The sequence below is a fragment of the Streptomyces sp. NPDC001604 genome (assembly GCF_042893475.1).
In the GTDB taxonomy this organism is placed as follows: Bacteria; Actinomycetota; Actinomycetes; order Streptomycetales; family Streptomycetaceae; genus Streptomyces.
On the sequence record NZ_JBIAUY010000008.1, the window covers coordinates 288,303 to 307,806 of the forward strand.

16 protein-coding genes are annotated in these 19,504 nt (G+C 71.0%); 2 read left to right on the forward strand and 14 right to left on the reverse strand.

The features are described 5' to 3' along the window. Positions 1–11 precede the first annotated feature (11 nt). The 14 genes from ACFY1E_RS23750 to ACFY1E_RS23815 all read right to left on the reverse strand — a co-directional run bounded on the left by ACFY1E_RS23750 (position 12) and on the right by ACFY1E_RS23815 (position 18,255). Entirely contained in the window at positions 12–3,050 is a 3,039-nt protein-coding gene (locus ACFY1E_RS23750) for an AAA family ATPase (RefSeq protein ID WP_389079133.1), read from the reverse strand. 134 nt (positions 3,051–3,184) lie between these two features. After that, positions 3,185–3,370, reverse strand: coding sequence for a hypothetical protein (locus tag ACFY1E_RS23755; protein WP_389079136.1), 186 nt, complete (start codon positions 3,368–3,370; stop codon positions 3,185–3,187). Positions 3,371–3,578: 208 nt separating this feature from the next. After that, positions 3,579–4,136, reverse strand: a complete 558-nt coding sequence (locus tag ACFY1E_RS23760; RefSeq protein ID WP_389079137.1) for a hypothetical protein — start codon at positions 4,134–4,136, stop codon at positions 3,579–3,581. 80 nt (positions 4,137–4,216) lie between these two features. Then, positions 4,217–4,789, reverse strand: coding sequence for a GNAT family N-acetyltransferase (locus ACFY1E_RS23765; protein WP_389079140.1), 573 nt, complete (start codon positions 4,787–4,789; stop codon positions 4,217–4,219). Then, positions 4,767–7,010, reverse strand: coding sequence for an MMPL family transporter (locus tag ACFY1E_RS23770; protein WP_389079142.1), 2,244 nt, complete (start codon positions 7,008–7,010; stop codon positions 4,767–4,769). Before ACFY1E_RS23770 ends, ACFY1E_RS23765 begins: the two co-directional genes overlap by 23 nt. Positions 7,011–7,269: 259 nt before the next feature. Then, positions 7,270–8,784: an Asp-tRNA(Asn)/Glu-tRNA(Gln) amidotransferase subunit GatB gene (gatB, locus tag ACFY1E_RS23775; RefSeq protein ID WP_389079144.1), complete on the reverse strand. Its 1,515-nt coding sequence runs from the start codon at positions 8,782–8,784 to the stop codon at positions 7,270–7,272. Positions 8,785–8,799: 15 nt separating this feature from the next. Then, positions 8,800–9,042, reverse strand: coding sequence for a hypothetical protein (locus ACFY1E_RS23780; RefSeq protein ID WP_389079147.1), 243 nt, complete (start codon positions 9,040–9,042; stop codon positions 8,800–8,802). After that, positions 9,039–10,541: an Asp-tRNA(Asn)/Glu-tRNA(Gln) amidotransferase subunit GatA gene (gene gatA, locus ACFY1E_RS23785; RefSeq protein ID WP_389079149.1), complete on the reverse strand. Its 1,503-nt coding sequence runs from the start codon at positions 10,539–10,541 to the stop codon at positions 9,039–9,041. Before gatA ends, ACFY1E_RS23780 begins: the two co-directional genes overlap by 4 nt. Positions 10,542–10,546: 5 nt before the next feature. Then, complete coding sequence (gatC, locus tag ACFY1E_RS23790; protein ID WP_030851400.1) at positions 10,547–10,843, reverse strand: Asp-tRNA(Asn)/Glu-tRNA(Gln) amidotransferase subunit GatC; 297 nt, start codon at positions 10,841–10,843, stop codon at positions 10,547–10,549. 161 nt (positions 10,844–11,004) lie between these two features. Then, on the reverse strand, positions 11,005–13,251 hold the full coding sequence (locus ACFY1E_RS23795) for a putative bifunctional diguanylate cyclase/phosphodiesterase (protein WP_389079151.1): 2,247 nt from the start codon (positions 13,249–13,251) through the stop codon (positions 11,005–11,007). 259 nt (positions 13,252–13,510) lie between these two features. Further along, complete coding sequence (ligA, locus tag ACFY1E_RS23800; protein WP_389079154.1) at positions 13,511–15,703, reverse strand: NAD-dependent DNA ligase LigA; 2,193 nt, start codon at positions 15,701–15,703, stop codon at positions 13,511–13,513. Positions 15,704–15,718: 15 nt separating this feature from the next. Next, the gene (locus tag ACFY1E_RS23805; protein ID WP_389079156.1) at positions 15,719–16,720 is read right to left on the reverse strand and encodes a methionine synthase; all 1,002 of its coding nucleotides are present in this window, start codon (positions 16,718–16,720) and stop codon (positions 15,719–15,721) included. Positions 16,721–16,953: 233 nt separating this feature from the next. Then, positions 16,954–17,652 (reverse strand): SDR family oxidoreductase, encoded by a 699-nt coding sequence (locus tag ACFY1E_RS23810; protein ID WP_389079159.1) that lies wholly within the window; start codon positions 17,650–17,652, stop codon positions 16,954–16,956. 63 nt (positions 17,653–17,715) lie between these two features. Then, positions 17,716–18,255, reverse strand: coding sequence for a TIGR00730 family Rossman fold protein (locus tag ACFY1E_RS23815; protein ID WP_389079161.1), 540 nt, complete (start codon positions 18,253–18,255; stop codon positions 17,716–17,718). Positions 18,256–18,305: 50 nt separating this feature from the next. Between ACFY1E_RS23815 and ACFY1E_RS23820 the strand changes: the two genes are divergently transcribed. Together ACFY1E_RS23820 and ACFY1E_RS23825 are read left to right on the forward strand one after the other, a co-directional pair. Continuing rightward, the gene (locus ACFY1E_RS23820; protein WP_389079163.1) at positions 18,306–18,629 is read left to right on the forward strand and encodes a DUF427 domain-containing protein; all 324 of its coding nucleotides are present in this window, start codon (positions 18,306–18,308) and stop codon (positions 18,627–18,629) included. A 59-nt stretch (positions 18,630–18,688) separates the two neighbouring features. Beyond that, the gene (locus ACFY1E_RS23825) at positions 18,689–19,462 is read left to right on the forward strand and encodes an alpha/beta fold hydrolase (protein ID WP_389079165.1); all 774 of its coding nucleotides are present in this window, start codon (positions 18,689–18,691) and stop codon (positions 19,460–19,462) included. Positions 19,463–19,504 lie beyond the last annotated feature (42 nt).

Consider the following 19,504-nt stretch of genomic DNA (forward strand, 5'->3'; position numbering starts at 1 on the left):
CAGCTGCTGAGTCATCCGGCGATGAGCCGGTCGCCGTCCCCCGGCGGGAAGAGTCCCCGTCGATGCGCCACCGCCGCCGCCTCTCCTCTTCCTGAGACGCCGAGCTTGCCCAGAATGTTCGACACATGGACGCTGGCGGTCTTCGGGGAGATGAAGAGTTCCTCGGCTATCTGGCGGTTGGTGCGGCCGGCGGCGACCAGGCGCAGGACGTCACGTTCCCGTCCGGTGAGGCCGAGCGCCTCCGCGGGGTCCGCGGGCCGCCGGTCCGGGACGCTCTTCAGGGCGAGGCGGGCTCGCTGGGCGAGCAGGGCGACGGCGTCGGCAAGGGGGCGGGCACCGAGGTGGTCGGCCACCGCATGGGCCAGGCGCAGCAGTTCGGTGGCGCGGTCCCGCTCGTCGTCGCCGCCCGAGCCGAGGAGGGCCTCGGCCAGCCGGTGGCGGACGCGGGCGAGGTCGTAGGGGCGGTCCAGGGCTTCGAAACAGGTGACCACGTCCGACCAGGTGTCGATGGTGTCGCAGCCCTCGGCGCGGGCGAGTTCGGCGCGGACCCACTGCTCGTGGGCGAGCCAGATGGGGGTGTCGGTGGTGGTCTTCTTGACGGCCTCGCGGAGCCGTTCGAGGGCGTCGGCACGGCCCTGTGCCGCCGCGGGCAGGGCCCGGGCGTCGGCCTCGGCGGTGGCGGCGGCCAGCAGCAGGGGCCAGCCGTAGCGCTGGGTGCCGGGCGGGATGTCGGAGACCAGGGCGCGGGCGAGTTCGGCCCGGGCGTCGAGGAGGCGGCCCTCCCCGGCGGCCACACCGATCTCGATGCAGGAGAGGGGGAGGGTGTGCTGAGGCATGGGATCGTGCGTGCCCAAGTAGCTTCGGGCCGCGGCGAGTTGGCGGGCGGCCTCGGGCAGGTCGCCGCGGCCGAGGGCGACATGCGCGAGACAGCTGGCGCCGGCGCCCCGGGGCTTGGCGCCGTGCCCCACGCGCAGGGCGCCTGCCGCCGCGTCGGCGGCCTCGTCCCAGCGGCCCAGGGAGTAGAGCGCCTCGGAGAGGTTGGCCCACACCCAGGCCTCGGAGTCCAGCTGGCCGAACTTCCTGGTGTAGACGAGGCCTTCCTGGAGGAGGGGGACGGCTTCCCGGGTGCGGCCCACCGCGTCCAGTTCGGCGGCCAGATTGACGTAGGCGCGACCGGCGACGTACGAGACGCCCTCCTCCAGGGCCCGGTCCTTGACCTCCTGCATCTCGGCGAGGCCCGCCTCGACGGAACCCGCGTCGACCATCAGGCCGCCGTAGGTGAGGCGGGCGTTGAGCTCGATCTCGCGGGCTCCGACCATGCGCGCGTACTCGACGGCACGCTCGGCGGAGGAGAGGGCTTCGGGCCCCGGTTCATGGAGCATCGACCAGGCGGCGGCGGTGGAGAGCACCTCGGCGTGCACCTCGGAGGGCGGCAGGCCGCGGACCAGTTCCTGGGCGGTGCCGAGTTCCTTCCAGCCGTCGCCGCGGGCCAGGGCCTGCACGAGACGGGAGCGCTGGACCCAGAACCAGGCGGCGCGCAGGGGGTCGTCCTCGTCCTCCAGCAGATGCAGGGCCCGCTTGGTGATCTTCAGGGCGCGTTCGCGCTCCCCGGACAGCCGGCCGGCGACCGCGGCCTCGGCCATCAGGTCCAGATAGCGCAGGGGTGTGGTGGCCGGATCACAGCCGCAGGGCGGGTAGACCTCGGTGTAGTCGATGGGGCGCAGCCGGTCCCGTACGTCCTCGGGGGCGGTGTCCCACAGCTCCATCGCCCGTTCCAGGAGCCGCAGTTGCTCGCTGTAGGCGTGGCGGCAGCGGGCCTCGACGGAGGCGTCCAGGACGGCGGGGAGGGCCTTGGCCGCGTTGTGGGCGTGGTACCAGTAGCTGGCCAGGCGCATGACGCGCTGGTCGGCGGGGACGAGCGTCGGGTCGGCCTCCAGGGCCTCGGCGTAGCGGCGGTTGAGGCGGGAGCGCTCGCCGGGCAGCAGATCGTCGCTGACCGCCTCGCGGACCAGGGAGTGGCGGAAGCGGTAGCCGTCGCCGGTGGGCGTGGCCAGCAGGATGTTGGCGTTCACGGCGGCCCGCAGCGCCTCGATGAGGTCGTCCTCGGCGAGCTGGGCGACGGCGGCGAGCAGCGGGTACTCGACGGTGGAGCCGCCCTCGGCGACGATCCGGGCGACCCGCTGGGCGATCTCGGGCAGGCCCTCGACCCGGACCAGGAGCAGATCGCGGAGGGAGTCGGTGAGGCCGGTGCCGCAGCCCTCGCTGGCGCAGACGGCGAGTTCCTCCACGAAGAAGGCGTTGCCGTCGGAGCGTTCGAAGATGTCGTCGACCTGGGTGGGGTCCGGTTCGGCGGCGAGGATGCCGGCGATCTGGCGGGCGACCTCCTCCCGGTTGAAGCGGCCGAGTTCGACGCGGCGGACGGTGCGCAGCCGGTCGAGTTCCGCGAGCAGCGGGCGCAGCGGATGGCGGCGGTGGATGTCGTCGGCACGGTAGGTGGCGAGGACGACCAGGCGGCCGGTGCGCAGGGTGCGGAAGAGGTAGGCGAGGAGGTGGCGGGTGGAGGCGTCGGCCCAGTGCAGGTCCTCGAGGGCGACGACGACGGTCCGCTCGGCGGCGACGCGCTCCAGGACGCGGGCGGTGAGTTCGAAGAGGCGGGCCATGCCCTCCTCGTCGTGCCGCCCTCCGGAGGCCTCGCCCAGTTCGGGCAGGAGCCGGGTGAGTTCCTCCTCCTGGCCTGCGGCCGCGGCGGCGAGCTCGTCGGGCAGTTCGCGGCGCAGGGCGCGCAGGGCGGTGGAGAAGGGGGCGAAGGGCAGCCCGTCGGCACCGATCTCGACACAGCCGCCGAGCGCGACGACGGCACCCGCACGGCAGGCCGCGGTGGCGAACTCCTCGACCAGCCGGGTCTTGCCCACCCCGGCCTCGCCGCCGATCAGGAGGGCCTGCGGGGTGCCCGCGGCGGCTTGGGCGAGGGCGTCGTTCAGGATGTCGAGTTCTTCTGTTCGGCCGACGAACACGGGGCTTACGGACCTGGTCTCCACGACGCCGAGCATCGCATGAGGGTCCGACAGCGCGGGAACGGTTTTCGCCCGGGGGCTGCCGCCCCCGGGCCCCCGCTTCGGCCCTGGAGGGGCCTCGTCCTCAAGCGCCGGACCGGCTGGTTGCGGCCGGCCGGCGCTTGCCGCGCTCACGCCGCGCGGGCGGACCGGAGCCGTCGAAGACCCCGGCTATGGCTTTCGTCCTCGGCGGCATGGCGGGTGGCCTCGTGGCGGGCGGCGCGGCGGACGCGGACGACCTGGCGGGCCAGCCGCTCCTGCTCGGCCTGGCGGATCAGATCGGCGGAGCGGTACTGGGAGATCTCGTACTCGTACATGGTGTGTCCCTTGTGAGAGGCGGTTTTCGGGCTTCGCTTGCTGCGATGCCTCAACCTTCGTCTCCAAGGGGGGTGCGCCACATCGGGAGAGTTCCGCATCTTCGGGGCCGCCCGGGGCCTTAGATGTGCGTGAGGGGCCTCAGGAGCTCCGTAAGGTGCTCACGGATGCCCTAAGACCCCTCAGGACCTGCGGTGATGCGGTGGTGGTTCAGCCGGTCGAGGGCACGCTGATCAGGAGGTCGCTGTACTGCAGGACGGCCAGCAGCAGGCCGATGACGCCGAGAGCGACACCGCCCCAGGCGACCGACTTGATCCAGACCGGCTGCGGCTTGCCGGGGGCGCCGAAGGCGGGCCGGGCGAGCACCACGACGCCGACGATCAGCGCGAGGAGCGCGAACGTGCCGCCCCAGAACGCGGTGGCCTTCCAGGCGTCGCCGTAGCCCTCCTTGAGGAGCTTGGCGACATCGGAGGACTGCTGCGTCTGCGCGTGCATCTGCCCCACGAGCGTCTGGCGCGCGGAGGCGACGGTGCCGACCCAGCTGCCGGTCAGCGAGATGACGCCGAGCGCGGCGGAGACGACGGCCCCGGCACCCTGGCCGACGCCGGAGGGCTCCCGGTCGCCGCCGTCGCTCTCGACAAGGTCTGCCTCGGCGGTCGCCTCCTCGGGGGTCTCCTCGGCTGCGGTGGCGTCCACCGTCTCCTCGTCGGGCTTCACTTCGGCGGCCACGGTCGTGCCGGCCTCGTCATCAGTCTTGGTGGTTCCCATACCTCGCACCGTACGGACGCTGTCTGAGAAGTCTCTTAATGATCGTCGGGGCGATCGTGGAGGCCTCTTCTTACGGATCTTCACTCATCGTGGTGTGCGGCACGCGCGCGTACTGCGCGCCACTCCGGGGCGAGGATCGACCACACCTCGAGGTCGTGCCGCACCCCACCATAGGGGTGCGCCTGGCGCCGTACTCCGTCGCGGGTCATTCCGAGGCGCCGGGCGACGTTCAGACTGGGTACGTTCCCCGAGGCGGCGACCCATTCGATGCGGTGGATGCCGCGCTCCTCGACCGCCCAGTCGATGAGCACCCGCATGGCCCGGGTGACCAGTCCGCGGCCCGTCGCGGCGGGCTCCAGCCAGCAGCCGACCTCGGCGTTCTGGGTCTCCGCGTCGAAGTTCAGCGTGAGCACGCCACCCACGAGCTTTCCGTCGAGCCGGATGCCGTGGAGCGAGCCGGTGTCGGCGGCGCGCATGTCGGCGTACCGCTGGAGCACCTCCCGTGCGGAGGGCACGTCGACGGCCTTGGAGCCGAAGGCGATGAACTGGCCGATGAAGTCCCGTCCGCGCTCGAGATGCGCCAGGAACTCCTCGGCGTGCCACGGCTCCAGGGGACGCAGTTCGGCATCGTCACCCAGAGGTATCGCGTACATCCTCGTCCCGCCCCTTCGCCAGTACGTCCGCCACCTCGGCGTCCGTCGCCGCGGCCAGCCTCTCATGGGCCGCGCGGGCCTCGGGCGGTTCGATGCTGATGCGGGGAAGGCGCCGGTCGAGCCAGCGGGGCAGCCACCAGTTGGCGCCGCCGAGCAGGTGCATGAGCGCCGGTACCAGCAGGGTGCGCAGGACGAAGGCGTCGAGGGCGACCGCGGAGGCGAGCGCGATGCCGAACATGGCGATCACCCGGTCGCCGCTGAGGACGAAGGCGAGGAAGACCGAGATCATGATGACCGCGGCGGAGTTGATCACCCGGCTGGTCTCGGCGAGTCCGACCCGGACGGCGCGCCGGTTGTCGCCGGTCTCCAGCCACTCCTCGTACATCCGGCTGACCAGGAAGACCTGGTAGTCCATGGAGAGCCCGAAGAGGACGGACACCATGATCACGGGGAGGAAGGGCTCGATCGGGCCCGCACGCCCGAGGCCCAGCAGCTCGCTCCCCCAGCCCCACTGGAAGATCGCGACGACGACGCCGAAGGCGGCGGCGACGGCGGCGACGTTCATCGCGGCGGCCTTCACCGGGATGCCGATGGACCGGAAGGCGAGCAGCAGGAGCAGACAGCCCAGGCCGATGACGACGCCCACGAACAGGGGCAGCTTGCCGACGATGACGGCGGCGAAGTCGTCGTAACTCGCCGTCACACCGCCGACGTGCAGATCGAGCGAGGTGCCGGTCTCGGCGCGCGGCAGCACCTCGGTGCGCAGCCGGTCGACGAGGTCGCTGGTCTTCTGCGACTGGGGCGCCGACTCGGGGACGATCGTGAAGTACGCGGTGTCGCCGCCGGTGTCGTAGGTCACCGGGGTCACCGACGCGACACCTTCGGTGGTGCGGATGGTGGCGTCGAGGTTGTCGAGGGCGAGCTTGTCCTCGGCGCCGTCGACGCGCGTCACCACGGTGAGCGGGCCGTTCACGCCGGGCCCGAAACCGTCGGCGAGAAGGTCGTACGCCTGCCTGGTGGTGGATGTCTTCGGGTCGTTGCCCTGGTCGGAGGTGCCGAGGTGGAGGGAGAGCGTGGGCAGTGCGAGGACGGTCATGACGGCCAGCGCGACGATGCCGAGCACCTTGGGGTGGCGTTCCACGAAGGCCGACCAGCGGTGGGCGAAGCCGGTCGGCAGCTCCGGCTGCGGCCCGTGCTCCTCCAGATGGCGCCGCTCGCGCCGGCTCAGGGCGCGCGGGCCGATGAAGGACAGCAGGGCGGGCAGCAGGGTGACGGAGGCCGCGACCGTCAGGACGACCGTCAGACAGGCGGCGATCGCGACGCCGTTGAGGAAGCTCAGTCTGAGGATCAGCATGCCCAGCAGGGCGATGCAAACCGTGGCACCCGCGAAGACGACGGCGCGTCCCGTGGTCGCCACGGCGCCCGTGACCGCCTCGGTGACGGGCAGCCCGCGTTTGAGTCCGCGTCGGTGTCTGGTGACGATGAACAGCGCGTAGTCGATACCGACGCCGAGCCCGATCAGCATGCCGAGCATGGGCGCGAAGTCGGCGACGGTCATGGCGTGTCCGAGCAGCACGGTCGCGCCGTACGCGGTGCCGACGCCGACCAGCGCGGTCGCGATGGGCAGCATCGAGGCGGCGAGCGAGCCGAAGGCGAGGAACAGGACGGCGGCGGCGACGACCACGCCGACCACCTCGGCGAGATGTCCGCCCGCGGACTCGGTGAGCCCTATGGCGCTGCCACCGAGCTCCACCTGGAGGCCGTCGGCCCGGGCCGCCTCGGCCGTGCGGACGACGGCCTCCGCCTCGGGTTTCTTGATGTCCTCGGCCCGGTCGTCGAAGGTGATCGTGGCGTACGCGGTGTGCCCGTCGGCGCTGATCCGGTCCGTGCCCTGGCCGTCGTAGGGGCCGACGACGGACGCGATGCCGGGCAGGTCCGCGATCTTGTCCAGGGTCTCGGTCATCGTCTGTTCGACGTCGGCGGCGCGGACCGTGCCGGAGGTGGTGTGCCACACGACGGTGTCGCTGTCGCCGCCGAACCCCGGGAAGCCGTCCTGCAGCAGTTGCATGGCCCGGCCGGACTCGGTGCCGGGAGCCTCGTAGTCGTTCGAGTACGCCGAGCCGGTGACGGCGGCGGCCGCGCTCACCCCGCCGAAGGCGAGGAGCCACAGCAGTACCGCGACGAGGCGGTGCCGAACACACCAACGTGCAAGGGCTGCCACGAACGTGCTCCCAGGTGGATTTGTGGATCTTTGACCGGGAACAGTCGTTCACAAGATGAACAGCCCGCAAAGAACGCATGAGCAATGCGAAGACCACTCTTGCAGGCAGAAGTGATCGTTTATGCCATTCGTGGACTTATTCACACGAGTGGGAGCCAGATCACAGGACAGTAACGAGAACTCTGTCACCTCGGTCGGACCGGTGACATGGCTCGGGGGCTGCTCCGGTACGCCGGCGCAGCCCCCGAGAACGGCATGCTCAGCCCTCGCTGACGCCGAGCTTCTCCAGGATCAGCTCCTTGACGCGAGCCGCGTCGGCCTGACCGCGGGTCGCCTTCATGACCGCGCCGACCAGCGCGCCGGCCGCGGCCACCTTGCCGCCGCGGATCTTGTCGGCGATGCCCGGGTTGCCGGCGATGGCCTCGTCGACCGCCGTACCCAGCGCCGAGTCGTCGGAGACGACCTTCAGACCGCGCTTTTCGACGACCTCGTCCGGGGTGCCCTCGCCGGCGAGAACGCCCTCGATGACCTGGCGGGCCAGCTTGTCGTTCAGATCACCGGAGTTGACCAGCGCGGTGACCCGGGCGACCTGCTCCGGCGTGATCGCCAGCTCGTCGAGCGAGGTGCCCGACTCGTTGGCGCTGCGCGCCAGCTCACCCATCCACCACTTGCGGGCCGAGGCCGCGTCGGCACCGGCGTCGATCGTCGCGACGATCGGGTCCAGCGCACCGGCGTTGAGGATCGCCTGCATGTCGGTGGCGGAGATGCCCCACTCGGCGAGCAGCCGGGTACGGCGCGCCAGCGGCATCTCGGGCAGCGCCGCCCGGATCTCCTCGACCCACTCGCGCGAGGGGGCCACCGGCACCAGGTCCGGCTCGGGGAAGTACCGGTAGTCCTCGGCCTCTTCCTTCACCCGGCCCGAGGTGGTCGACCCGGTGTCCTCGTGGAAGTGGCGGGTCTCCTGGACGATCGTGCCGCCGCTGTTCAGCACGGCCGCGTGCCGCTGGATCTCGAAACGGGCGGCACGCTCCACGGACCGCAGCGAGTTGACGTTCTTCGTCTCGGAGCGCGTGCCGAACTTCTCGCTGCCCTTGGGCATCAGCGAGAGGTTCACGTCGCAGCGCATCTGCCCCATTTCCATCCGGGCTTCCGAGACACCGAGCGCCTTGATGACCTCGCGCAGCTCACGGACGTACGCCTTGGCCACCTCGGGGGCACGGTCGCCCGCGCCGACGATCGGCTTGGTGACGATCTCGATGAGCGGGATGCCGGCCCGGTTGTAGTCCAGCAGCGAGTGCGAGGCGCCATGGATACGGCCGGTCGCGCCGCCCACGTGGGTCGACTTGCCGGTGTCCTCCTCCATGTGGGCGCGCTCGATCTCCACGCGGAAGGTCTCGCCGTCCTCCAGCTGTACGTCGAGGTAGCCGTTGAAGGCGATCGGCTCGTCGTACTGGGAGGTCTGGAAGTTCTTCGGCATGTCCGGATAGAAGTAGTTCTTCCGGGCGAAGCGGCACCACTCGGCGATCTCGCAGTTCAGCGCGAGACCGATCTTGATCGCCGACTCGACGCCGGTCGCGTTGACGACCGGGAGCGAGCCGGGCAGGCCGAGGCAGGTGGGACAGGTCTGCGTGTTGGCGTCCTGACCGAGCTCGGTCGAACAGCCGCAGAACATCTTGGTCTTGGTGCCGAGTTCGACATGGACCTCGAGGCCCATGACGGGGTCGTACGACGCCAGCGCGTCCTCGTACGACACCAGGTCGGTCGTGGTGGTCACGGTGAAACTTCCCTCTCAGCCCAGCAGGACGTCGTCGTCGCCCAGCCGCTTCAGCTCGCGGTACAGGACGGCGAGACCGGTGACGATCCCGACGGCGGCCACGGTCGCGTCGATCAGCCGCAGCGTGTCCTGCTCGGAACGTGCCTTCTTGATCCGCTTGGCGACACCGAACGCGCCGAAGGCGGTGGTGGCGATGGACACGTACGTACCGGACTTGGACTTCTTGAAGTCCTTGGCCTTGGTCAGTGTCTTGGTCACAGCGACGGAGCCTCCTCGAGGAGCGGGTGCCCCCACCTTTCCACGAAGGCGGCCTCGACGGCTGCGCCGACCTTGTAAAGACGGTCGTCCTGCAGCGCCGGCGCGATGATCTGCAGACCGACCGGGAGGTTGTCCTCCGGGGCCAGACCGCAGGGCAGCGACATGGCCGCGTTGCCCGCGAGGTTCGTGGGAATGGTGCAGAGGTCGGCCAGGTACATCGCCATCGGGTCGTCGGCGCGCTCGCCGATCGGGAAGGCGGTGGTCGGAGTCGTCGGCGAGACGATGACGTCGACCTGCTCGAAGGCCTTCTCGAAGTCGCGCGTGATCAGCGTGCGGACCTTCTGGGCGGAGCCGTAGTAGGCGTCGTAGTAGCCACTGGACAGGGCGTACGTGCCGAGCATGATGCGGCGCTTCACCTCGGGGCCGAAGCCCTCGGCGCGGGTGAGGGAGGTGACCTCCTCGGCGGAGTGCGTGCCGTCGTCGCCGGTCCGCAGGCCGTAGCGCAGGCCGTCGAAACGGGCGAGGTTCGAGGAACACTCGCTCGGCGCGATCAGGTAGTACGCCGACAGCGCGAGGTCGAAGGACGGGCAGTCCAGCTCGACGATCTCGGCGCCCAGTTCCTTCAGCAGCGCGACGGACTCGTCGAACCGCTGGATGACGCCGGCCTGGTAGCCCTCGCCGCGGAACTGCTTGACGACGCCGACGCGCATGCCCTCGACGCTGCCGTTGCGCGCGGCCTCGACGACCGGCGGGACGGGCGCGTCGATGGACGTGGAGTCCAGCGGGTCGTGCCCGGCGATGACCTCGTGCAGCAGTGCCGCGTCCAGAACCGTACGGGCGCAGGGGCCGCCCTGGTCGAGGGAGGAGGAGAAGGCGACCATGCCGTAGCGGGAGACCGCACCGTACGTCGGCTTCACGCCCACCGTGCCGGTGACGGCGGCCGGCTGGCGGATGGAGCCGCCGGTGTCGGTGCCGATGGCGAGGGGCGCCTGGAAGGAGGCGAGCGCGGCGGAGGAGCCGCCGCCGGAGCCGCCGGGGATGCGGGTGAGGTCCCACGGGTTGCCGGTGGGCCCGAAGGCGCTGTTCTCCGTCGACGACCCCATGGCGAACTCGTCCATGTTGGTCTTGCCGAGGATGACGACGTCGGCGGCCTTCAGCTTCTTGGTGAGGGTCGCGTCGTACGGCGGGATCCAGCCCTCGAGGATCTTCGAACCGACGGTCGTCGGGATGCCCTCGGTGGTGAAGATGTCCTTGAGCGCGAGCGGCACACCGGCGAGGGGTCCGAGCTTCTCGCCCCGCTCCCGCTTCTCGTCGACGGCACGGGCCTGGGCCAGGGCACCCTCGCGGTCGACGTGCAGGAAGGCGTGCACCTTCTCGTCGACGGCCTCGATACGGGCCAGGTGGGCCTCGGTGACCTGGACGGCCGTGAGCTCGCCTGAGGCGATCTTCGCGGCGGTCTCGGCGGCCGTGAGCTTGATGATGGTGACGTTGTCCGTCATGGCGGTTAGTCCTCCCCCAGGATCTGCGGCACCTTGAAACGCTGCTGCTCCTGGGCCGGGGCGCCGGAGAGCGCCTGCTCGGGGGTGAGCGAGGGACGGACCTCGTCCTTGCGCATGACGTTCGTCAGCGGGAGCGGGTGCGAGGTCGGCGGTACGTCTTGGTCGGCGACCTCGCTGACGCGAGCCACCGCGCCGATGATGTCGTCCAGCTGTCCCGCGAAGTGTTCGAGCTCTTCGGGCTTCAGCTCCAGACGCGCCAGCCGGGCGAGGTGGGCGACCTCCTCGCGCGTGATGCCAGGCATGCAGCGTTCCTCTGGGGTGAGTGTGTGTGGTTTGGGCCCAATCCTATGGGGCGGGGCGCTGTAACCGTGAAACGGTTTCCCGGACCGGGCCGGCGGGCGGTCGGACGCGTCCGGCAACGCCCGCCCCCCCACCGGCCCACACGGATGGGCCGGTGGGGGAACTACTCGTCGGCCGCCGCGGCCGGCAGCGCCGCGCGAGGGCGCTGCCAGCCCCGCGACCCGCGCGCCCGCAGCCACGCCGTCGTCTCCTCCGGCGGCATCGCGGCTGCGACCAGCCAGCCCTGTACGGCGTCGCAGCCGAGGTCGCGCAGCCGCTCCCAGGTCTCGTCGTCCTCGACGCCCTCCGCGACGACCAGCAGACCGAGGGAATGGGCGAGGTCGACCGTGCAGCGGACGATCTCCGCGTCCTCCGCGTCGACGGCGAGGCGGGCCACGAAGGAGCGGTCGATCTTCAGCTCGCTCACCGGGAGCCGCCGCAGGTGCACCAGGGAGGAGTAGCCGGTGCCGAAGTCGTCCAGTGACATCTTCACGCCGTGTCCGGTGAGGCCGGCCAGTGTGTCGGCGGCGCGCTGCGGGTCCTCGAGCAGGACGTGTTCCGTTATCTCCAGTTGGAGCGCTCCCGCCGGGACCCCGTGCCGGGCCAGCCGGGCGGCGACGGATCCCGCGAAACCGGGGGTGTGGACGTCACGCGGGGAGACGTTGACCGCGACCGGCACATGCAGGCCCTGCGCCCGCCACCGGGCCACCTGCCCCAGCGCCGTCTCCAGGACGTACTCCGTGAGATGGGGCATCAGCCCGGAGGACTCGGCGATCGCTATGAACTCGTCCGGCGGCACCTTCCCGCGCTCGGGATGGACCCACCGGACCAGGGCCTCCAGACCCGCGACCTGGCCGTCGAAGCGGACCTTGGGCTGGTAGTGCAGCTGCACCTCGTGCGCGTCCAGCGCCCGGCGCAGATCGCCGAGCAGGCCCAGCCGGTCCGGTGTGTTGGAGTCCCGCTTGGACTCGTACACCTCGACGCCCGTACGGTCCCGCTTCGCCTGGTACATCGCCACGTCCGCCCGCCGCAGCAGCCCCTCCGCATCGAGCGCGTGGTCCGGGAAGACGGCGACCCCCGCGCTGGCCTCCAGGACGAGGGTGAGCCCGTCCAGGTCGAGCGGGGAGCTGAGCGCGGCGACCAGGCTCCGGGCGACCCGGGTCGCGGAGGTCGTGGAGTCGGCGACCGGGAGTAAAACGGCGAACTCGTCACCGCCGAGCCGCGCGGCCTCCGCTCCGCGGGGCAGGGCGAGGCGCAGCCGGTCGGCTATCTGCAGGAGCAGCCGGTCACCGGCGAGGTGCCCCAGGGTGTCGTTGACCGAGCGGAAGCGGTCGAGGTCGATCAGCATCAGGGCGGCGCGGGCGCCGATGCGTTCGGCGTCGTCCAGGGCGGTCCAGATGCGCTCGAGGAGCCACTGCCGGTTGGGCAGTCCGGTCAGCGGGTCGCGCAGTTGTTCCTCGGCCCGGGCGCGGGCTATCCACAGGGTGGAGTCGAGGGCGATCAGCGGGATGGCGAACAGCGGCAGCAGCACCGGCTGGGCGGCGGCGACCACGCAGACCAGCGGGGCGATGCCGAGCAGCGCGACCGCGACCAGGCCCTGTCTGACCAGGGCGGTGCGGGCGACGGTGGGCAGCCCGCCGTGGCGCGGGGCGTGCAGGTACCACAGGAGGGTGCGGGTGACCAGGAGGTAGGCGACGGCGACCAGCATCACCTCGGGCGCGGTGCTGAGGGTCCAGGTGTCGGGGTTCCAGGGTTTCTCCACGGACGGCACGCGTCCGAAGGCACCCAGCACCAGGGCTCCGGCTCCGATGCCGAGGATGTCCACCGAGCCGTGCAGCACGCCCTGGCGCCAGCGGTTGCGCCGGGCTATGCCGACCAGCACGACCACGGTGAGGCTGACCATTCCGGCGGGCACCCAGCCGTAGAGCATCAGGACGGCGAGGGTGAGGGCGGCGCCCGAGCCGGTGCCGCCCCACCAGCGGGAGCGGCCGAGCATGACCAGGTGGCCGACGATGATGCCGGTCAGCACCGCGAAGGACCAGCCGACGGTGCCGGCCGGGAAGAGCGCGTGGGTCCCGGTGAAGCCGCGGTAGAAGCCGGCGCCGAGGACGAAGGCCGCTGCCGCGACGACCGCGGCGGGCAGTGCGGGCCAGGACATGTGCCGTTCGTGTTCGGGGTCCGGCAGTCCGGGAGGGTGGTCGGTGGTGAGGTGCGGGGCGCGTCCGTCCGTCACGGTGTACTGTCCGGTGGCGCGCCCCTCCGCACCCGGACGCTCCGAAGGCCGCCCGGCCCACCGGCTCGCCCGCCATGCGCCGGTGACCCGGCGCAGGCGCAGCCGTGAGTCAGGGGCGGCGCTCTCGGTCGGTTCCATTCCCGTCCCTCTCACAGCCGGCGGTGCCCACGCCACGCGGCCCGTTGCCCGACATCCATCAACGGCACCGCGTTGGAAAACCCTTCCCCTTGCTCGTCAGGAGCAAGGGGATGCCCCAACCGCAGCTGGGCACGGCAGGTGCACACCTCAACAGTAGGCCGCAGAAGGCTTCCACGGGCAGCGGTCGTAGACGGTTGCCCGAATGCACCCCGGCCACCCGTATGCATCTGGTATGCGCCGATCGGGTGGCCTTCAATCGCTATTCAGCTGTGGGAAGCGCAACTTCGGCCGCCGCGTCCGGTCCCTGTTCCAGCAGGACGTTGAAGCCCTCCTCGTTCAGGACGGGCACTTTGACCTGCATCGCCTTGTCATATTTCGACCCAGGATTGTCACCTACGACCACGAAGGATGTCTTCTTCGAAACGGAACCGGTTACTTTCGCTCCGCGGCTCTGCAGCGCCTCCTTCGCTCCGTCGCGGGTGAAGTGCTCGAGAGTGCCGGTGACCACGACGGTCAGCCCTTCGAGCGGGCGCGGGCCCTCGTCCTCGCCCGAGCTCTCCTCCTCCATCCGCACGCCCGCGGCGCGCCACTTGCGGAGGATCTCCTGGTGCCACTCCTCGGCGAACCATTCCTTGAGGGAGGCGGCGATGATTGCGCCGACGCCGTCGGTGTTCGCCAGTTCCTCCTCGGTGGCCTGCTCGATGCGCTCGATCGACCGGAACTCGCGGGCCAGCGCCTCGGCGGCGACCGGGCCGACATGACGGATCGACAGGCCCGTGAGGATGCGCGCGAGCGGGCGCTGCTTGGCCGCGGCGATGTTCTCCAGCATGGCAACCGCGTTCTTCTTCGGCTCGCCCTGCTGGTTGGCGAAGACCGTGGCGACCTTCTCCTCGCCGGTCTTCGGGTCGCGCTTGGGCAGCCCGCTGTCCTGGTCGAGGACGTACGCCTTGATGGGCAGCAGCCGCTCGATCGTGAGGTCGAACAGGTCGCCCTCGTCCACGAGCGGCGGGTCCTCGGGCTCCAGCGGCTTGGTGAGGGCGGCCGCGGCGACATAGCCGAAGTGCTCGATGTCCAGCGCCTTGCGGCCCGCCAGATAGAACAGCCGCTCGCGCAACTGGGCCGGGCAGGTGCGGGCGTTGGGGCAGCGCAGGTCGACGTCGCCCTCCTTCATGGGCCTCAGCGCCGTACCGCACTCGGGGCACTCGGCCGGCATCACGAACTCGCGCTCGCTGCCGTCGCGCAGGTCGACGACCGGGCCGAGGATCTCCGGGATGACGTCACCTGCCTTGCGCAGCACCACCGTGTCGCCGATGAGGACGCCCTTGGCCTTGACGACGTCCTGGTTGTGCAGGGTGGCGAACTCGACCTCGGAGCCGGCCACCGTGACCGGTTCGACCTGGGCGTACGGAGTGACCCGGCCCGTGCGGCCCACGCCCACGCGGATGTTGATGAGCTTGGTGTTGACCTCCTCCGGCGCGTACTTGTACGCGATCGCCCAGCGCGGGGCGCGGGAGGTGGAGCCGAGCCGTCCCTGGAGCGGGATCTCGTCCAGCTTGACGACGACCCCGTCGATCTCGTGCTCCACGGAGTGGCGGTTCTCGCCGTAGTGGGCGATGAACTCCCGTACGCCGTCGAGGCCGTCGACCACCTTGTTGTGCCGGGAGGTGGGCAGGCCCCAGGTCTTGAGGAGGTCGTAGGCCTGGGAGAGGCGGGTGAGGCCCTCGAAGCCCTCCAGGGCGCCGATGCCGTGGACGACCATGTGGAGCGGGCGGGTGGCGGTGACCCGGGGGTCCTTCTGGCGCAGTGAACCGGCCGCCGCGTTGCGCGGGTTGGCGAAGGGCTTGTCGCCGGCCTCCACCAGACGGGCGTTGAGCTCCTCGAACTTCTCCATCGGGAAGTAGACCTCGCCGCGGATCTCCACGAGGTCGGGGACGCGGTCACCGCTCAGCCTGTCCGGAATCTCCGCGATCGTACGGACATTGGGAGTGATGTCCTCGCCCGTGCGGCCGTCGCCGCGGGTCGCCGCGCGCGTGAGGCGGCCCCGCTCGTAGGTGAGGTTGACGGCGAGGCCGTCGACCTTGAGCTCGCACAGGAGGTGGTAGTCGGGCCCGCCGACGTCCCTGGCGACGCGCTCGGCCCACGCGGCCAGCTCCTCGTCACTGAAGGCGTTGTCCAGGGAGAGCATGCGGGAGCGGTGCTCGACGGAGGTGAACTCCGTCTCGTACGCCCCCGCGACCTTCTGGGTCGGGGAGTCCGGCGTGCGCAGCTCGGAGTACTCCTCCTCCAGCGCCTCCAGGGAGCGCAGGAGCTTGTCGAACTCCGCGTCGCTGATGACCGGAGCGTCCTTCACGTAGTACCGGAAGCGGTGCTCCTCGATCTGCTCAGCGAGCTTCGCGTGCTTCTCCCGCGCCTCGGCGGGCACCGTCGTCTCCGCTTGCTTGTCGCCGGCCACCGTGTTGTCCTCCCGTTACTCTGGGTTGTCCGCGAGGGATCTCGCCGCCCGGACGCAGTGAGCGAGTGCCCTGCGTGCGTAGTCCGGGGAGGCCCCCGCGAGTCCGCACGACGGCGTGAGGGTGACCGCCTCCGCGAGGAGTCCCGGTTGCAGCCCCAGCCTGCGCCACAGCGTCCTGACACCCATGACGCTACCGGCAGGGTCTGACAATGGGCCGTCCGTGCCCCGTACGACACCTGCGAAGAGCCGGGTACCCGCTTCCACCGCCTCTCCGATCGTGTCGTCGTCACGCTCGGTGAGGAGCGAGAAGTCGAACGAGACCGCGGCCGCGCCCGCCCTTCGCAGGAGGGCGAACGGGACGTCCGGTGCGCAGGAGTGGACCACGGTGGGGCCGCCGCTGTGAACCCCGACGACGTCGCGGAGGGTGGCCTCGACGAGCTGGCGGTCGACGGCGCGGTGGGTGCGGTAGCCGCTGGCGGTCTTCACCCGGCCGCGCAGGACGGCGGTGAGGGAGGGTTCGTCGAGCTGGAGGACGAGGTGGGCGCCGGGGATGCGGCGCTGCACCTCGGCGAGGTGCAGGCGGAGGCCCTCGGTGAGTGAGGCGGCGAGGTCGCGGCAGGCGCCGGGGTCGGAGAGGGCCGCCTCGCCGTTCTTCAGCTCCAGGGCGGCGGCGAGGGTCCAGGGGCCGACCGCCTGCACCTTGAGCGGGCCCTCGTACCCCTGCGTGAACTCCTCGATGGCGTCGAGGTCCTCGCCGAGCCATGACCTGGCCCGCTTGGTGTCCCGTCCCGGGCGGTCGCCGATGCGCCAGCCGCTGGGCTCCACGCGCGCGTACAGCTCGACGAGCATCCCTGCGGTTCTGCCGATCATGTCGGCGCCGGGGCCGCGGGCGGGCAGCTCCGGCAGGAAGGGGAAGTCCTCGAAGGTCCCGGTGACGGTCTTGGCCGCCTCGCGGGCGTCGCCGCCGGGCATCGAGCCGATGCCCGTGGCGGGGCCGAAGGAAAGGTCTGCGTTCACACGAGAAGCCTATGTTTTTCGCCCCCGCCGCCCCTACCCGTCCCGACCCGGGGGCCGGCCCCCGGACCCCCGCTCCTCAAACGCCGGAGAAGCTGATTTCTCGCCGGCCGGGGCTTGATCTTTCAGCCCGTCCGGCGTTTGAGGACGAGGCCGTTCAGGCCGAAAGCGGGGGTCTGGGGGCGCAGCCCCCAGGGACGGGAATGGGAAGGGGCGGCGGGGGCGAAAGAAATTCGTCAGCGACCCGGTCGCACCGTCAGGTCATTGACCTCCGCGTCCCTCGGCAGATCGACGGCCATCAGAATCGTCGTCGCGACCGACTCCGGATCGATCCACTTCGACGCGTCGTACTCCTTGCCCTCCTGCTGGTGGACCTTGGCCTGCATGGGGCTGGCCGTGCGGCCGGGATAGACCGAGGTGACGCGGACGCCGTTGCCGTGCTCCTCGTGCCGCAGCGAGTCCGCCAGGGCCTTCAGGCCGTGCTTCGAGGCCGCGTAGGCGGACCAGTCCGCATGGGCGTTCAGGCCCGCGCCGGAGTTGACGAAGACCACATGGCCGCGGGCGGCGCGGAGTTGGGGCAGGAAGTGCCGGGTCAGCTCGGCCGGAGCGATCAGGTTGACGTTGAGCTGGTGGCGCCAGGTCTTGGGCGTCAGCTCGCCGACCGGCCCGAGGTCGACCACCCCCGCGATGTGGAGCAGGGAGTCCACCCGGTCCGGCAGCGTCTGGTGCGAGAAGGCCCAGGACAGCTTGTCCGGGTCAGCCAGGTCGCCGACCAGCGTCCTCGCACCGGGAAACTCCGCCGCGAGTTCCTTCGCGCGGCCCGCGTCGCGCGCGTGCAGGACGAGTTCGTCCCCGCGCGCGTGGAGGCGGCGGGCGACGGCCGCGCCGATGCCGGAGCCCGCTCCGGTGATCACATGGGTAGCCATGCCCGCCATGCTCGCACCCGCGGGGATCCGCGCAACGCCCCGCCCCGTTCCGCCGCCCGCATCATGCGCGCCTCACTCGATGCCCTGGCTCTCCTCCAGGTAGGCCAGCGCACCCACCGGCTCCTCCGCGAAGAACACCAGGTCGGTGAGGGGCCGGGGCAGGAACCCCTCGTCCTCCATGCGCCGGAACTGCTCCTTGAGGCCGTCGTAGAAGCCCGCGGTGTTGAGCAGGACGACCGGCTTGTCGGTGTGGCCGTGCTTCTTCAGCTCCAGGATCTCGGTGGCTTCGTCGAGGGTTCCCGTCCCGCCGACCATGACCACCACGGCGTCGGCCTTCTCCAGGAGCAGCTTCTTCCGTTCGGCGAGGTCACGGGCGATCACCATCTCGTCCGAGCCCTGCCGCGCCTTGGCCGCCAGGAAGTCCACGGAGACCCCGCACAGCCGTCCTCCGGCCTCCTGGACGCCGTCGGCGACCACCTTCATCAGGCCTACGTCCGAACCGCCCCACACCAGCGTGTGCCCGCCCTTGCCCAGCAGTTTCGCGAACTCGCGCGCGGGGCGCGTGTAGCGGTCGTCGAGGTCGGCGGCGGAGAGGAAGACGCAGATTCGCATGCCCTCACCGTACGCGGGAAGAAAGGGGCCTCCGCGAATGCTCTTCCGGTATGGCCGAAGGACACACGATCACCATCGAGCAGAGCGACCGGCACGTGCGCGTGGTGCACGGCGAGCAGATCCTGGCGGAGAGCGAACGGGCCCTCGTCCTCAGGGAGACGGGCTGTCCGCCGCGGTACTACCTCCCCGCCGAGGACGTACGGCTCAATCTGCTGACCCCGTCCGACACCCACACCTACTGCCCGTTCAAGGGCACCGCGAGCTACTGGTCGCTGCCGGACGCGGCGGACCTGGTGTGGTCCTATCCCGAGCCCAAGCCCGAGGTCGCCCAGATCAAGGACCACCTCTGCTTCTACGAAGTCGAGGTGTCGTGAGCGAGGTCTTCAGCGCGTAAGGGCGATTATTTCCCCGCCTTGGGGCAGTCTCCACAGGCATGGACAAGAAGACCATTTCGCACGACGGCACCTCTCTCGCCTGTCAACGCACCGGGGAGGGGCCCGCGGTCATCCTCGTCAGCGGAGCGATGTCGACGGGCGCCACCGTGGCGCCCCTCGCCGGGCCGCTCTCCGGTCGTTTCAGCGTCGTCTCCTACGACCGCCGGGGCCGCGGCGAGAGCGGCGACACCCTGCCGTACGCGGTGGCCCGGGAGGTCGAGGATCTCGCCGCGCTCATCGACGCGGTGGGCGGCGAGGCCTCGCTGTACGGCCACTCTTCGGGCGGCGCGCTGGTCCTGGAGGCGGCCGCGAGCGGGCTGCCGGTCCGCCGGGTCGCCGTGTACGAGGTGCCGTTCGCGGTGTACGAGGGCGGCGCGAAGGAGCGCGCCGAGTACACCGAGCGGCTCGAGGAGGCGCTCGGGCAGGGCCGGCGAGGGGACGCGGTCGAGCTGTTCCTCAGGCTCACCGGGCTGGCCGAGGAGATGATCCAGAGCGCCCGCAACTCCCCCATGTGGTCCGGCATGGAGGCGATCGCGCCGACCCTGGCGTACGACAACGCCGTGATGGGAGACGGTCTGGTGCCGCAGGACCGGCTGGCCGGCATCGAGGTGCCCGTTCTGTCCCTTGCGGGCAGTGCGAGCCCCGCCTGGATGCGCGAGGCCGCCCGGGCCGTGGCCGAAACGGCACCCCAGGGAACGTACCGGGTCCTGGAGGGACAGACCCACCTGGTGGATCCGAACGTCCTCGCGCCCGTGCTGGCGGAGTTCCTCTAGATGGGTGCGCTCCCACGTCAATACCTGATGAACCCGAAACCC

Bases quoted from the DNA above. Each gene is read 5' to 3' on its own strand.
- ACFY1E_RS23825 (WP_389079165.1), top strand. From the start codon at position 18,689: ATGGACAAGAAGACCATTTCGCACGACGGCACCTCTCTCGCCTGTCAA.
- ACFY1E_RS23795 (WP_389079151.1), bottom strand. From the start codon at position 13,251: ATGGAACCGACCGAGAGCGCCGCCCCTGACTCACGGCTGCGCCTGCGC.
- gatC (WP_030851400.1), bottom strand. From the start codon at position 10,843: ATGCCTGGCATCACGCGCGAGGAGGTCGCCCACCTCGCCCGGCTGGCG.
- ACFY1E_RS23755 (WP_389079136.1), bottom strand. From the start codon at position 3,370: ATGTACGAGTACGAGATCTCCCAGTACCGCTCCGCCGATCTGATCCGC.
- gatA (WP_389079149.1), bottom strand. From the start codon at position 10,541: ATGACGGACAACGTCACCATCATCAAGCTCACGGCCGCCGAGACCGCC.
- ACFY1E_RS23760 (WP_389079137.1), bottom strand. From the start codon at position 4,136: ATGGGAACCACCAAGACTGATGACGAGGCCGGCACGACCGTGGCCGCC.
- ACFY1E_RS23810 (WP_389079159.1), bottom strand. From the start codon at position 17,652: ATGGCGGGCATGGCTACCCATGTGATCACCGGAGCGGGCTCCGGCATC.
- ACFY1E_RS23815 (WP_389079161.1), bottom strand. From the start codon at position 18,255: ATGCGAATCTGCGTCTTCCTCTCCGCCGCCGACCTCGACGACCGCTAC.
- ACFY1E_RS23750 (WP_389079133.1), bottom strand. From the start codon at position 3,050: ATGCTCGGCGTCGTGGAGACCAGGTCCGTAAGCCCCGTGTTCGTCGGC.
- ACFY1E_RS23765 (WP_389079140.1), bottom strand. From the start codon at position 4,789: ATGTACGCGATACCTCTGGGTGACGATGCCGAACTGCGTCCCCTGGAG.
- ACFY1E_RS23820 (WP_389079163.1), top strand. From the start codon at position 18,306: ATGGCCGAAGGACACACGATCACCATCGAGCAGAGCGACCGGCACGTG.